Below are 14,507 nucleotides of genomic sequence, written 5' to 3'. Positions count from 1 at the left end.
GCCTGCACGGTAGAGGCGGGTTACGTTGAACTGTAGGGGCGGGTTTAGCCGAAATGTAATTGGTTTGACCCGAAACTGATCAACACAACCCGTCCTTACGGGTTAATATCGCTGCTCTCCGTTATGGCTACAAATTGATCCTCAGCACTCAGCACTCAGCACTGGCCTCATCCAGAGCGCTACTTGCCAAAACTGGTATGAGTTCACACGCATACCTCACGGTCGCAGAAACGGTAAAGCGGGGCCGATGAGGCCACCTACAAGAACTAGCCAGGTCGAGTTGATGCGAAAGCGAAAGACGCGATCGCGGCGGATTGTGTCAAAATGTAAAGCGTGTGGGTAACATCTTCTCTCCAAACGGTTAAAACTCCAACTGCGATCGCACTCGGCAACTTTGACGGCGTTCACTGCGGTCATCGACGAGTGATCGAGCCGGTTTTGCTAGTCCCAGCAAAACCACCCATTGTCGTGCCTGACTCCCATCGGCAGCCGCTCCAGTGCCTGTCGAGCTGGGAACGACCACGCTACAGCTTTTCGGACGGTATGGAATGGAGTGAAGAATTAGAGTGGGTGGCAAATGGCACCGATCAGCCTTCGTCAACGCAGACTTGCGCCTCAACGCTTGATCAAAATCCGGTTCACTCTCCGACTCACTCTGAGGTGGCGAATGCGGTAAATCCGGGAAATGCGATCTCAACGGTAGTGACGTTTTTTCCCCATCCGCAAGAATTTTTTACGGGTAAATCCCGTGCGTTACTGACGCCCCTGCGGGAGAAAGCACTTCAGCTCCAGTCAATGGGAATAGAGCAGCTTGTGCTGCTGCCGTTTAATCAGGAACTGGCTAATCTCAGCCCGCGTGCGTTTGTGGAAGAGATTCTAGTGCGGCGGTTACGGGCGCAGCGAATTAGCGTGGGCATGGATTTTCGGTTTGGTCATCGCCGTGCTGGACAAGTGGCTGATTTGGTTGAGTTTGCTACTGCGCTGGGCGTGGACGTTCATACCGTGCCGCTGCAATTAGAAGAGCATGAGCGGATTAGCAGTTCTGCCATCCGCCAGGCTTTACAGGCGGGACAGCTTGAGCGAGCCAACCGCTTACTGGGCCGTCCTTATACCCTGACAGGTCGCGTCGTCAAAGGCCAGCAGCTTGGTCGTACGATTGGTTTTCCGACCGCTAATTTAAAATTACCATCCGAGAAATTCCTGCCCCGCGATGGGGTTTACAGCACTCAAGTGTATCTGGAACTCGATCACCACCAAATTAGTCCCATTCCAGGGGTGATGAATATCGGCCATCGGCCAACTGTCCAGGGCATTCAGCGCACGATTGAGGTGCACCTGCTGGACTGGTCAGGCAATTTGTACAATCAGACACTGACGGTGAGCCTAGAGCAGTTCCTACGGCCTGAGCAGAAATTTGCTTCTCTGGATGCTCTCAAGCAGCAAATTCAGCAGGATTGCCAGCGGGCCAGAGATGGGCTGTCTGTGCGCGATCGCAAATTAGATGGGTAGACTAAGGCAGTCCCATTTGCAAAGCCCCTTTGAAACTGATTGGAACGTGCGTCATGAGAGATCGAGTTGAGCAGCTAATCGCGAACTTGCACCAAACCGTTGTGGGAAAAGAGGAAGCGATTCGGCTCGTCCTCGTGGCGATTTTAGCGGGCGGCCATGTGCTGCTAGAAGATGTCCCTGGCGTTGGCAAAACGCTACTGGCTAAATCTCTAGCGCGCTCTATTGACGGTAAGTTTCAGCGGGTGCAGTGTACGCCTGACCTGCTACCCAGCGATATTACAGGGACTAACATCTGGAATCCCCAATCAGGTGAATTTCAGTTTATGCCAGGGCCAGTGTTTGCCAATGTGCTGCTGGCGGATGAAATTAACCGGGCCACGCCTCGTACTCAGTCAGCCCTGCTCGAAGTGATGGAAGAGCAGCAGGTGACAACAGACGGTCAATCCCGCCGTGTACCCGCTCCCTTTTTCGTGATTGCCACGCAAAATCCCGTGGAATATCAGGGCACCTTCCCATTACCCGAAGCGCAGATGGATCGCTTTGCCCTCTCGCTCTCCCTGGGCTATCCCAGTGAAGCGGAAGAATTGCAGATGCTTCAGCAGCTTCAGGGCAATATTACGCCGATGGAACTAAAGCCCTGTATTTCACTAGAAGAAATTACGGCACTACGGCAGCAGTGCGCTCAGGTCAAAGTCGAAACATCGCTTCAGCAGTACATTTTGGATCTGATTCGCGCCAGCCGCGTCGATGAAGCGGTGACGCTAGGTGTCAGTCCACGCGGTAGCGTTGCCCTCTACCGAACCGCTCAAGCATTGGCTTTTCTGGAAAATCGAGACTACGCCCTGCCCGATGATGTCAAACGATTGGCTCATCCGGTACTCAGTCACCGCATGATACCTACAGGAGGGCAGCGATCGTCGGCAATTGTCAGCCGCTTGCTAGAGACAACTCCAATTCCGTAGAGATGCGTAATTCAGCCCAAGCGTGTCATGCTCAGAGAATGTTGCTCTTGCACATTGGCAAGAAAGCACTTTTGATTATGATGAGATGATGCTTTTGACGCGCTGCTGGCTTTATGTTGACCAATTCCGATCCATCTTTGACATCGTCCCCCCAGTCAACTGTTGAGGATGATATTACCTGTCGCACCATTCGACCGATTGGTGCTTATGCACTGCACGGTATTGCCTGGGTCGGGGACAAGCTGATCGCCGTTGATTCGGTTCACGGTTATTTGTTTGAAATTGATCGCGCAACGGACAATACAAAAATTCTCAACGAACATACGGCCCATGAATGGGTTGGCGCGACTGGGTTATCGGTCTGGGAAAACGAAGTTTGGTTTACCAGCGATCGCACTATTTATCGCTGCACCTTTCCCGATCTAAAGCCGGAACCCTTTGTCACCATGCCCTATCCCCTCGAAGGCGTGGCAGTCTGGGATGCAACGGTATACGTCGCCTGTCAGCGCATCGGCTACATCATTATTTTCAACCGCGAGAATGGTCAGCGGATCACCCAAATTCCCGCTCCCGGCATCGGTGAAGAAAATCTGGCGATCTCCAACGAAGATCTCTGGGTCTGCGATCGCACCGAGCAAACGGTTTACTGTTTGGATCGGGCAACCGGAGATATTCGCTTCACGATCATGACGCCCTACGACAATCCCACGGGTATCGCCATTCCAGCCGGATTTACGGGCAATCAGGGTACGTTCTACATTGCCCATGCCGGAGAAGAACCCTATATTCGCGACAATCCCAATCTGCGAGGACAAACATTGGAACTGGCATTCCGCGATCGCACTTTCATCTATCCGCTGCATTTCAAGTACGATCCTGCAAAAAAGCACACCCTCTCCAACGGCTATCTGATTGAGATGACCTATGTGGAGGAACTGTCCGCCCTGGATGAGGTGAGACTAGACAACTTAGAATGGCGAATCGCCATGCCGATGAACTCCGATCGGCAGCGGGTGCGGTGGGTTGAACCTGTGGGGATGCCCTACACCGAAGAAACGGTGGATGGACAGCGCGTTGCCCTATTCAAATTCGACCAGCTTCACACGCCTCGGGCCGGACTATTTGGCTGGCGGGCACTGCTGGAAGTGCGCGGCATTCGCTACCAGCTAGTGCCCAGCGATGTCGAGCGGCATCCCCCGCTATCCAGTGAGTATCAGGCCAATTACTTGGTCGATGACGACGAGCTGTCGATGGATGAGGCAATTATTCGCGATGCCGCCCGTGATGCAATTGGCTCGGAAACCAACCTGCTGCGCCAGGTGCTCAGCATTCGGGACTATGTCTACGACAAGCTTTCCTACGGTATCAAGCCCCATATTGACACGCCTGACGTGGTGCTGCGCCGAGGCACAGGTTCCTGTGGCGAGTACGTCGGTCTTTTACTAGCGCTGATGCGGCTGAACGGCATTGCCTGCCGCACCGTTGGCCGCTATAAGTGCCCTCCACCTCCCGATCGACGTGGGGTACCGCTCCAGCCGGACTTCAACCACGTGTGGATTGAGTTTTTTATCCCTGGCTATGGTTGGGTGCCAATGGAATCAAACGTCGATGATATTCAGGAGGGCGGCCCCTACCCGACGCGATTCTTCATGGCGCTGCCTTGGTACCACATCGAAATGAGTCGGGACGTGCCCTTTGAGAAAATCCGAGTGCCCGGAATTGAGGATCTGGGCATCAAAATCGGTGAGCTAGCAATCAATCACGTCCGCTTCACCATTCTGGACGAACTGCCGCCGCCAACGGATTAATTTTCTTTCTGTATCTAGCGATGAAACAAAAATCGTAGCGGCGTATAGATAATGTGCGATCGCACAGTGCCAGCATCAACAACATTAAAATATTCGGTCTTGTCCAAAATTAATCCAAAATCAGCATAGGTAAGTATACAAAGATAAGGAAGTTTAGGATTTTGGCGATTCTTATTTTTTAGAGTAGAAATTGTGGCTAGAGTCTTAGTTACGCATAGTAGTTAGCGCCACAAGCATAGGTCAATTTCAGTCCTCCTTAAACTCCTGATCTTAAGTTCCTAAACCTCTATTGCTTCATTACAGATCAGCCTGTTTACTACTAGTAGGTCGGTCATCTTGGCGAACGTCAAGAGCAGACCACAAACGTATATAGGACTTACGTACAGCGAACGAAAAGCTTGGATCTTGAATGATTTTTGGGGCGATAAGCGCCCCAAAAATCATTCAATTACGTAAGTCCTAGTATATATGCCCCCTATACAAGGAACAGGAAACATGACAGCCACAACCACTGTATTAAGAACAGGTTCTCGTGGAGCTGAAGTTGTTGATTTACAATATTTGCTCCTTTTTCGAGGAGGTGCAACCTCCAGTAGCTTGGGTGCAGTAGATGGTGTTTTTGGGCCGAAAACCCAGGCCGCTGTTCAACAATTTCAAAAAAACAAAAGGCTAGAACAAGACGGAGTTGTAGGAGAGATGACATGGAGCGCCTTAGCTGATGCGCGGGAATGGCCAACACATTTTACCGGCAGGTTTTTACGTAAAAGCGATACTGGAGCAGAAGAGCTTCAATCAGGATTAAAATCCAAGGGATTTTACCGTGGCGCAGTTGACGGTATCTTTGGCCCCTTGACTCATGAAGCAGTCGTCAAACTTCAACGTTATGGAACTCCAAGCACTAATACAGAAGGTGTAGTAGGCCCACTCACATTCGGTGCAGCAATAGGTGATTAAGTCTGTTTAAGTTAGGGAATCTGAATATACTTTTATCTAAAACGGGGAGATGTCTTGTGAACATCTCCCCGTTTTAGATAAAAGTGTTGAATCAAAGTTATTGACCTATATATTTTTATTTGTATAGTGATTCCAGTTAAGAGTGAGAAAACGAGAGAGGAGAGTGCCTCATCCTGAGGCACTCTCCTCTCTCGTTCTTATCTAAAACCGCTATAAATCAAGTTACCAAGAACCAGCCCGTCCGCGTCTGCCCTGTGGGCGTCGAGAATTCCGTGGGATAGGGCGCAATCCCATCGTCATAATTTCAGGAGCCGACTCATCGTCTACATGAGAGTTTGGCTGCTCAGAATCTGCATTACCGTTTGAGTTTTGAGGATAAGCGGCACCATTTTTAGATGAAGAGAAAAATTTGGCAAATACACGAGTTAATTGGGTGCAAAAAGACATGGTAATCTCCGGGGGCTTTAAACGTTAAACAAACTGAAATGCTCAAAAAATTAACGATAGGAGTGTATGGCCTTTAATAAGAACTTGCCGCTGAGGGCCAAGCCGAGAGCCAAAGTTGCGGGGACAACTGGCACAACCACCCCTATACTTATCAAGCTAAACCAGCTTAATCCGGATAAAAGAACCACTGTGCCACTTGCAGAAAGGGCCAACTGCGATCGCGTTTTGCACAGCCAAAGTCCGCCACCAACACCCGCCCAAGCCAAGATCCACAGCCAATCGGCCCAGCGCGGCCAAAACTGCAGGAGTGAACGGCCATCCTCTACGGCTGCAATGAGCTGGTTGGTCAGTTCGGCCTGGAGCAAAACGCCGCGCAGATTCTCTCCATAAGGGGTGCGAAAGTCATCATTAACCGTCGGATCCGTGACGCCAATGATCACGACTTTGTCACGAATTAAATCGGGTGCAACTGTGCCAGCTAGCAAATCGGTCAGCGGCACGCGGGGAATTGCAGCACTGAGATTCTCGACGGCCCGATAGTTCAGCAGAATTTGATGTCCTTCCACGGATTGCCGATTGGCATAGAAACCAGGTCGCGATCGCAACAGGTGAATTGTCATCGCCTCGCTTGTTTGAGTCTGATCAGCGGGGCGCTCCACCTGCCAGGTATTCAGCCCTGGAAACAGCTCATAGCCCTGCTGTTCCAGGTGGGTGAATGCCAAGAGTGTGCTGATTGCGTAGGATGCCTGACAGAGAAAATCCGCCTGGGGCGGCATTGCCAGCAAATGCCGACGCACTCTTTCATCAGAGTCGAGGGCAATATCCGCAAATCCAACTTGCTCCGGCAAAATTCCCTCTAAAAAAGCTGTGCCTGCATCATCTTCACCCGTTGGATGGGCACAAATTGGTACAACCTGATCGTGCTGCTGAATGTATTGAATTAGCTCAGCCTGCCCCTCTCCTTCTGGGCGATCGCGATAGATATCAATGCCGATCATGCTGGGGGCGTAGCGCTCTAGTGTCTGTAAGGTTTCCAGCATAGTGTCGTCATGCAGAGGATACTCGCCACCCAACTGACGAATATCAGCTTGGGTCACTTCCACCACAACGGTTTGTTCAGCATTAGATTCAGTCGGACGCCAGCGCAAAAACTGGTCAAAGGCCGCAAACTCCAGTGGTTGAAGCAGCCCCATCAGTCGCGCCACAATCAGCAGGCCTGCCGCGGCACTGCTCCAGCCTGCCATCATCAACAGTTTCAGCCAAAGCGGTAGAGGCGGCACCGGAAAACGCGTATCGGGTGCCGCGTCAAACTCATCAACCTCTGACCAAGGTGGCTGTGTGGCATCAACTGACTCATATGGGGGTGCTTTAGGACGCTGAGGTAGTTCGCTGGTGGCATCTAGCTGGGCAATGGTATCTAGCGCATCCAGTATTTCGTCGGCGCTTTGGGGACGCTGGCCTGGGAAGGGAGCCATCAGCCAGTCGATCAGATCAATTAGCGATCGCGACAGTAGCGGCGCATTCTCCTGCCAAACCAGTTGGCCCGTAGCTGGATTAGACGGCATGGCCGTGGGCGATTTTCCCGTGAGCAAATAGACAAAGGTGCGACCGAGGGCAAAAAAGTCGGACTGGGGAACAGCGCGACCATCAATCTGTTCCAGTGGCGCATAGCCGCGTGAGGCCAATCGGGTACCCGTAAAGTCGTCTTCCTGCTGGCGGAGAAACGTTTCGGTGATTTCCCGCACTCCGCCAAAGTCAATCAGCACCAGTTGCCCGTCGGGCTTCAGCATGATATTGGAGGGCTTGATGTCGCGGTGAAAATACTGCTGGTTGTGAATCAAACCCAGAATTTCCGCCAGTTGCCGCAGCCAGTTAATCGCCTGAGACTGCGAAATGGGCGACATGTTGCGACTCATCATCCACTGCTGCAAATCCAGGCCGGGAATTTTTTCCATCACCAGGCCATGCAAGAGCTGCGGGATATTCATCAAATCCGCCGCATGGGTAGCCTCAAATGTGAAATAGGCATCGGGTTCAACGTTCGGAATACCAGGATGGGAAAGCTGACTCAAAACTTTGGCTTCCCGCTGAAACAGGTCAACCGCCTTGGGATAGCTTTCCAGCAGCACTTTCAGGACTTTGATGCTGCCGCGATCGCAAGTTGCACAATCTTCAACTTCATAGGTTTGGCTAAATCCACCCTGCCCCAACGGACGCAGGACTCGATAGCGATCGCACAATAGGGTACCGGATGTCAGCAACGTTACGTTCTGTTCCCGAGTATTCATAATCTGGCTATGCCAACCAACCAACAGGGTACATACCAGTGATTGATAGCATCATTAGCATCATAGGAAATTTGATGAGAATTGATGCGGAAATCCTAATTTACCATCACTAGCATATCTCCATCTTCACGGTTCCTAAATCTGATTCCAGAGAGCTGAAATCATTATTTAGCAATGGTTTTACTAATTTTCAACAAGATGCATCTTAGAACTTATCTCTAACGAGCAGCCACCTATGCAAACCCTAAGGTTTTGGCCCGTATCGCTGTAGTCAGCCCTGTTAGGACAGACGTTGTTGTGACGTAGTTTCACCGCGCCATAACAACGCCCCAACCAACATGATTCTGGCTATCAATTGGACTTGTGTTCGGATTTCTATATCGCCTTTCCTGGGCTACTGAGGTACAAGTTATTTTTTGGAAGCCGCGCTCCGCGCGGCTTCCAAAAAATATAGCGATTTCAGTTAAGAGTGAGAAAGCGAGAGAGGAGAGTGCCTCATTCTGAGGCACTCTCCTCTCTCGTTCTTATCTAGAACCGCTATAACTCCCCCTTTGATTAGCGCAAGAAGCGCTATAGAAAAACCCGAAAAAGGATGTTGGTCGTCGTCTCGCAGTGACCAACATCCTTTTTTTGGATCTAGGTTGATTTACGGTTAATGAGCGGCTTTAGGAAAAGAAGGTAGCTCAACCGAGGCTAGGGATTTGCGGCGCGGCTTTTGAGCCCGTAGCGGATAAACCACTGGAGACGGCCAATTAGCTTGGGGTGCAAAAGATTTTGTCCAAGTTGAGTCAGCCATTTGAGATGGGTTGTGATGCTGCTCTTCTAAGAAATTGGTTGGCTCCTGTTCCTGGCTAGCTGCTGGGGCTGATTCACTCAGGTCTGGTTGCTCATGGTCGGCAGATGGAGCAGTATGAAAATCCTGAGGTGCTTGACTGTCGAGGTACTGGGCTACGGCTTCAGCCTGAGTCGGTGGTGAAGAACTCAGCTCTACATTTGGCTCAAAGAGTGCTGATTCCTCATCACTGTTCAGCGATGCGTCGGTAAACTCGCCATCTTCAAAGACAATTTCATCTGCGATCGCAATTTCTTCTTCAGTTGAGGCATCGATTAAGCGCGCTAGATCTTCCCATAGCGCATCTTCGGCTTCCACGGGAGGACGCGGTACCGCGTTTGGCTGTACATTGTTTGGCTGTACATTGTTTAGCTGGGCATCGGCGGCAACACCATCAGATGGCGATTCTGGAGCCTGAGTCGCCGCAGGTCTGTCCTCATCGGCAGAGCTTGAGCTGCTTTGTCTGCGGGTCAAATGCTTTACGTCATAGCTAATGGAAGTTGGCTGAGGTCTGAACATATCCGCAACCGATTCCGCTTCAGAATGGATAGCGTCAGTCTCCGCAGTATTGGTCATGTCTGCTTCAACGACCGGATCGGGTGTAATGGGTTGGTCAAACAGGTCGTCGGCCTGAATAGCCGTTAGATCGATGGTTTGAGCGATCAGATCATTTTCCCAATTCGCAGGGGAGTTTAGCGTTTCGTCTTCATCCCTAAACAGATGAGTTAAGGCAGGATTGGACTGCATCCAGGCCAACAAGTCAGAGGTGTTCTCTGCTGGAGGTTGCTGAGCATAGTCGGCATCCGATGGCTGCGTGTCAGATGGCTGTGTGGATGACCAAGGCTGAATTTCAGACACCTTGGGCATAAAGCCTGTGGGAGCATCAGCCGTAGTAAAGGTTTCTCCAGCACTTTGATAGCGTGGCGGCGGTACGTCGAGACACTTTTTCAGCGCCACTTTGTACTGCAAGGTATAACGCTGCTGCCGCTGCAGCCGCGATCGCAGATCTTGGCAGGCTTGTTTGGATTCCTGGAGCTGGTGGTACTGCTCCTGCTGCTTTTGCTGGACTAGGGCACATTCCCGCTCTAGCTCCGCCACCCGCTGCTGGCTGGTTTCAAGCTGCGCTTCCAGCGTTTCAATTTGAATCTGCTGACGCTGCACCGTTTGCTGGACAAACTCTAGTTCATCTGCACTTTGAGCGGCTCTTTGCTGGGCGGCAACTAGGGCAAGCTCTTGCTCCTGCTGCTGCTGAATTGAGTGTTGCGATCGCATGACTTCCCGATCCAGTTCCGACTGGCACTGAGTCAGCGCATCTTCCAAATGCCGCACCCGACTCAACAGCGCATCGTTACATTCATTCAGTTCACGAATCAGCGTTAATAATTCTTCAATTTGATCATCGACAACCGACTCTGGCGCTGGCGCTTCAATCGCCTGCTCGTCAATGGCTTGGGCTGAGACCTCGATAGTTTGCCGAGATTTCACGTGAGGTCGCCAATCCGGTTCGATGACATCAGCCTCTGTATCGTCATCTTCAGGTGCGATCGCAGGTGGCTCTGCTTTTACCTGGGGTTGATCTGTTGGCGGATTTTTAGCCGATTTGGCTTTGGCGGATTTGGGATTGGCCCGTGCAGTCGGTTTCGCCACTTCCTCCTCCTGCTCCAGCGCCTCAACGTTAAGAGCATCCGGAAACTGAACAGTTTGCCAATCTGCCCATCCTTGCTCCTGTGCATCATCCGCCGGAGCAGCAGAACCCAATGTTGGGTCTAGGCCATCTTGCTCGGTGTGAGGATCGCGGGAAGGATCAGCATGATTCGGAGAAAAAGGGGCGTCACTCATTGTGAATAACCTGAACGGTACGACATCCCGAAGCGCCCATCTATCTAAGCCAAATAAGACAAATAGGACGAACCAATTTCCTACCGGAATATGGTATATTTGTACTTAAAAGACGAGAGCCATCAGTAGTGAGATTGAACAACCTTAAGACTAGAAAACGTTAGTCTAAAAAGTGTTGCAGATGATACGATGCCCGATTGACTTAAGATTATCGCTGCATCGGTGCATCATTGTACCTAAACTTAGTAACACAGAACCCCCAGGAAATAAATAATGTTTACAGCGCTTTATAATCACTGACTGTCAGCTCTGATCACAAAAACGAGAGTGGGGATCTGCTGCACGTGGCAAATCCCCACTCTCGTTTTATGAACTCTGGCTACAGATCGGGTTTTAACGACGCGAGGCGAGAGGAGTCAGGAGTGAAGCGAGTGTTTAGGTTTCTCAGCACCTAGTACCTGATACCCAACCCCTAACACCCAGTCCCCAACCCCAGCACTGAACCTTCTGGAGTGCCAAATACCAGAACTGGCATCACTCACATGGAGCCAGACTCTGACTCAGTTGGTAAGTCGGGTGGAGTTGCCACGTTGATGCTGCGATCGCAGATAAGCTATTCAAAACGCTAGGAGTCGCCACAGTCGGTAGTGTGGACAAACTAGGCCCGGCACTTGCGCTCGACATCATGTCAAGAGACGTAAACTCTGGTGCGATTGCGCCTTCTGCTAAATCATTCACACAAAGTTGAGACGCTGTGGTTGTAGCGTGACCACCACGAGTCGCTCCTGGATGACGCCTAGAGCTAGGAGAACCGCTGCCCGTCGGCAGGCTCCGTAAATCAGTTGATGGATTCAAGTCTTCTTCATGAGTTGCACGAGTTGCACCAGGGAGAGTGGTAGTTGAAGGTGAAGCTCCTTCCGGGATGCTGGCTAAATACTGGTCGGAAGCTGGCTTGGCTTGTGCAGAGGTCAAAGATGCTGCAATAAGCAGTCCAGTAATAATGGGCAGTGAGACGCAGTTGTAGAAGCGTTGCATGATTGAGACATAAACCCCGCTGTGTGCAGATGGTTGTTGAGAGGCGAGGGCAGCTACTCTCCTCAACCATTTAGAACAACAGTTTTGGCAAGTGTTGGCAGTTTTCGGTAATGCATGTTGCTCTAATCAGAGATCCAGGCTTTCAGCCTATCAATTCCGGAAATTTACAGAGAACACTGCTCAATTTTCTTAAGAATCTCATTTAGTCTCAAGTTACTGACTGCTGTCCTGAGGCGCTGATTTCGCCATAGACGATGGCTTCATCGTTTGCGATCGCACTTTTGGCGACGGTTCGCTTGGCCTAGCCGTATCTTGATCTTTTTCTTTGGGTGGTGATTGGGCAGTGGTGGATTGTGCGATCGCGCTGACTGGAGCAACGGGTGGGCGACCGATGCCGTAAGTAATGGCATAGCTGCGGGCGAGCCAGCTAAACCAGAGGGCTGGAAAGACTTTTTCAAGCCAGGGCTGATTGATGTGTAGAAAGATCGGCAACCACTGCAACAGCCGACTAACGAGGGCATTGCGAGTGTAGTCAATGTAGCTAAACACCCAGCGCAGCATAACCCAAGGGCCAGCCAGTTCCCAAATCCACTGCAGGAGAGCCGGATTTTGCCAAGCCGCTTTCAGCGCCATCCGGTTAAAGTCGATCCAGCCAGCTCGGTCTTTAATAAAGCTTTCGGCGACGTTACACGGCTCTGAACCCAAGATGCCAAAGAACGTATTCAACATGGAGTTGATCCGCTCAGGCGGCAGAAACTGGTGCGTTGGCACCATCATGCCTTTAGAGAACAGCCAGGTGACGGCAATGTTGCTCTGGTAGGCGCGAATTTTATTGAGATATTTCGCTTGAGTTAAATCGTGTCGCAGGGCTGTGTCCAGTAAATTCGTTAAACGAGACAGGTTGCGCACCAGTGAGCCAAAACCTGTGAAGACTAGTGGAGACTGCAAGGAAGCAGCATCGCCAATTGCAATCAGACGATCAAAGGCAATTTTGCGATCGCGATCGCTCAAGCTAAAGTGACCGGGAATATAGCCAAATGTTGCTTTCCGCCAAGTCAGCTTTTCCATATCACAGCGGCGATACTCCGGCAGGATGGTGAAAAAATCCTCGTACATTTCCAGCAGCGAACCGGGATTGTCGGGATGCACCTGGTGGTAGTGGAACAGGTAAATCGTCAGCTCATCCCCCTTGGCCGGGAAGAGTTCCCAAATTAACTGCCGTCCCTTCGAGATGTCACCGTGACTGTTGAGCACATCTCCATACTGCGTATCCCAAACCCCAGGCTCAAAACCGCCGGAAATGCAGGCTCCCACTGTGGGACATACGCTATCGAACGTGCGCTTGCCGCTCAGTTGCCACGCAATTGGTGAGGCCGTTCCCATTGCGTCTACCAGTAACCGACCGTAAGCGGTGCGAACCTCCCCGGTGGGGCCATGTTCCGTCTCGACCTGCACCAAGTTGGGATGGATATCGGCTCGATTAAAATCGGTTTCATCCCAGATTGTGCCGCCCGCAGCCAACAGCTTGTCACCGCAGAGCCGCAGCAGCTTCTCCGCATCCAGCGCCACGTTGAGCACCGTTGGCGTATGTAAAACAGGCGCTTTACACTGGGGCGGATTGTTGGCATCAAAAAACTTGTGGAAGCCATCGACATATTCGGCGGCAATTAGCGTTTCAAATTCGGCTGCCGTAAATAAGCCGAGGTCAATCAGGCTTTGAAACTCGTTGCGGGAAATATTCCACTCGCGGTTCATTCGGCCAAAGGGCAATCGCTCAATCAGCAGCACGCGATACCCAAGCTGTGCCATCACTGCTGCATGAATGACGCCCAGTGCTCCACCGACATAAATTAGGTCATAGTCCGGGGTCTTGGGATTTGGCTCCGACTGAGCAAAAACGACTGGAGTTGGCTGCTGGGGTTGGCGCACCGATTTGCGCCAGCGCTGTTCCCACCAGTAAACCCGCGTCAAGTCAGCTTCTCCATTCGGCATGCGCTGAAAGTAACGAACCGTTTTGGGGTAGCGCTCCGCTAAGGCTTCAAAAATAGATTGCTGCGATAGGTCAACCGCTGGTGGTTCGGGATATTGATGAGGAAATGCCTGCCGAATTTGTGTAGTCAACTGCTGGATTACGACAGATTCCTGCGGCAATGGTTGATTCGCCCAGCGAAATACTTTAAGGTAGGTCGTCCGCTGCACGGTCCAGACGAAAATCGAGAGTTCTGGCGGTAGTGCTTGAGGGTTTGCTGTAGATTCCCGTGAGTCTTGGCTATTGGCCTCTTCCGCTGTTGCAACCAATCTCCAGCGGATGCCGTCTGGTCGAGCAACGGTTGTTCCGACGCTGGGGGTGAACTGATGCCAGAGCCAATCCTTGACGATGTCAGTGTCGGGAGTCGGCACCTCTAAATACAAAATTTCTTTCATGCGGAAGATATTAAATTAACTTCAAGAAATGAGCTAAGTGGAGTTGACAACGGTAAAAAGTACGGTATTCTTGCTAATCACCAAGCATGTTTTACAAAAGATTACAGCTCTCTCATATTTTGTAACGGCAAGTGTCCGATTTGACCAACAGCCATGAATTATCCCATCCCAGATAGCCTCGACGGAATAGAAGCACTCAGAAGTAAGCCCGTTAATGATGATGTTGTCGCCACTGCGATCGCAGGTGTGATTTCCATTGCGCGATCGCAAGGTCAGTCATTAGCGGATGTCACCGCGCAGGTGCTGGCTGATGACAGTTTGCTTGAGCCGTCGGTTCGCCAAGTCCTCAGCGAGATTATGGCCCAAGCTTGGGACAGCGTACCGTAGGAGATCCGCACTCAAACCAAGG

The 14,507-nt window shown here is 51.3% G+C and carries 9 protein-coding genes; 5 read left to right on the top strand and 4 right to left on the bottom strand.

Going from position 1 to position 14,507, the window contains the following annotated elements; all coding sequences use genetic code 11:
• The first annotated feature begins 333 nt into the window (after positions 1-333).
• The 4 genes from AC286M_RS11320 to AC286M_RS11305 all read left to right on the top strand — a co-directional run bounded on the left by AC286M_RS11320 (position 334) and on the right by AC286M_RS11305 (position 5,233).
• Positions 334-1,509: a bifunctional riboflavin kinase/FAD synthetase gene (locus AC286M_RS11320; RefSeq protein ID WP_488204490.1), complete on the top strand. Its 1,176-nt coding sequence runs from the start codon at positions 334-336 to the stop codon at positions 1,507-1,509.
• A 53-nt stretch (positions 1,510-1,562) separates the two neighbouring features.
• Positions 1,563-2,471 (top strand): AAA family ATPase, encoded by a 909-nt coding sequence (locus AC286M_RS11315; protein ID WP_488204489.1) that lies wholly within the window; start codon positions 1,563-1,565, stop codon positions 2,469-2,471.
• 137 nt (positions 2,472-2,608) lie between these two features.
• Positions 2,609-4,279, top strand: coding sequence for a transglutaminase domain-containing protein (locus AC286M_RS11310; RefSeq protein WP_488204488.1), 1,671 nt, complete (start codon positions 2,609-2,611; stop codon positions 4,277-4,279).
• 495 nt (positions 4,280-4,774) lie between these two features.
• On the top strand, positions 4,775-5,233 hold the full coding sequence (locus AC286M_RS11305) for a peptidoglycan-binding domain-containing protein (RefSeq protein ID WP_488204487.1): 459 nt from the start codon (positions 4,775-4,777) through the stop codon (positions 5,231-5,233).
• A gap of 497 nt (positions 5,234-5,730) precedes the next feature.
• On the opposite strand, the gene AC286M_RS11300 is transcribed toward AC286M_RS11305, so the two are convergent.
• From AC286M_RS11300 to AC286M_RS11285, 4 genes are all read right to left on the bottom strand, one after another.
• On the bottom strand, positions 5,731-7,968 hold the full coding sequence (locus AC286M_RS11300; protein ID WP_488204486.1) for a CHASE2 domain-containing protein: 2,238 nt from the start codon (positions 7,966-7,968) through the stop codon (positions 5,731-5,733).
• 652 nt (positions 7,969-8,620) lie between these two features.
• Positions 8,621-10,639 (bottom strand): hypothetical protein, encoded by a 2,019-nt coding sequence (locus AC286M_RS11295; RefSeq protein WP_488204485.1) that lies wholly within the window; start codon positions 10,637-10,639, stop codon positions 8,621-8,623.
• A 534-nt stretch (positions 10,640-11,173) separates the two neighbouring features.
• Complete coding sequence (locus AC286M_RS11290; protein ID WP_488204484.1) at positions 11,174-11,674, bottom strand: hypothetical protein; 501 nt, start codon at positions 11,672-11,674, stop codon at positions 11,174-11,176.
• A gap of 213 nt (positions 11,675-11,887) precedes the next feature.
• A complete protein-coding gene (locus AC286M_RS11285) occupies positions 11,888-14,098 on the bottom strand; it encodes an NAD(P)/FAD-dependent oxidoreductase (RefSeq protein ID WP_488204483.1) in 2,211 nt (736 codons plus the stop codon).
• A 153-nt stretch (positions 14,099-14,251) separates the two neighbouring features.
• On the opposite strand from AC286M_RS11285, the gene AC286M_RS11280 reads away from it, so the two are divergent.
• Positions 14,252-14,485 carry a hypothetical protein gene (locus AC286M_RS11280; RefSeq protein ID WP_488204482.1) on the top strand — a complete coding sequence of 78 codons (234 nt, stop codon included), beginning with the start codon at positions 14,252-14,254 and terminating at the stop codon, positions 14,483-14,485.
• Positions 14,486-14,507: the final 22 nt, after the last annotated feature.

Source organism: Thainema salinarum CENA647 (assembly GCF_057732415.1).
Note: the sequence above shows the minus strand (reverse complement) of the source record. Positions and strands in the feature narration are given on the sequence as shown.

Bases quoted from the DNA above. Each gene is read 5' to 3' on its own strand.
- AC286M_RS11315 (WP_488204489.1), top strand. From the start codon at position 1,563: ATGAGAGATCGAGTTGAGCAGCTAATCGCGAACTTGCACCAAACCGTT.
- AC286M_RS11305 (WP_488204487.1), top strand. From the start codon at position 4,775: ATGACAGCCACAACCACTGTATTAAGAACAGGTTCTCGTGGAGCTGAA.
- AC286M_RS11300 (WP_488204486.1), bottom strand. From the start codon at position 7,968: ATGAATACTCGGGAACAGAACGTAACGTTGCTGACATCCGGTACCCTA.
- AC286M_RS11295 (WP_488204485.1), bottom strand. From the start codon at position 10,639: ATGAGTGACGCCCCTTTTTCTCCGAATCATGCTGATCCTTCCCGCGAT.
- AC286M_RS11290 (WP_488204484.1), bottom strand. From the start codon at position 11,674: ATGCAACGCTTCTACAACTGCGTCTCACTGCCCATTATTACTGGACTG.
- AC286M_RS11285 (WP_488204483.1), bottom strand. From the start codon at position 14,098: ATGAAAGAAATTTTGTATTTAGAGGTGCCGACTCCCGACACTGACATC.
- AC286M_RS11280 (WP_488204482.1), top strand. From the start codon at position 14,252: ATGAATTATCCCATCCCAGATAGCCTCGACGGAATAGAAGCACTCAGA.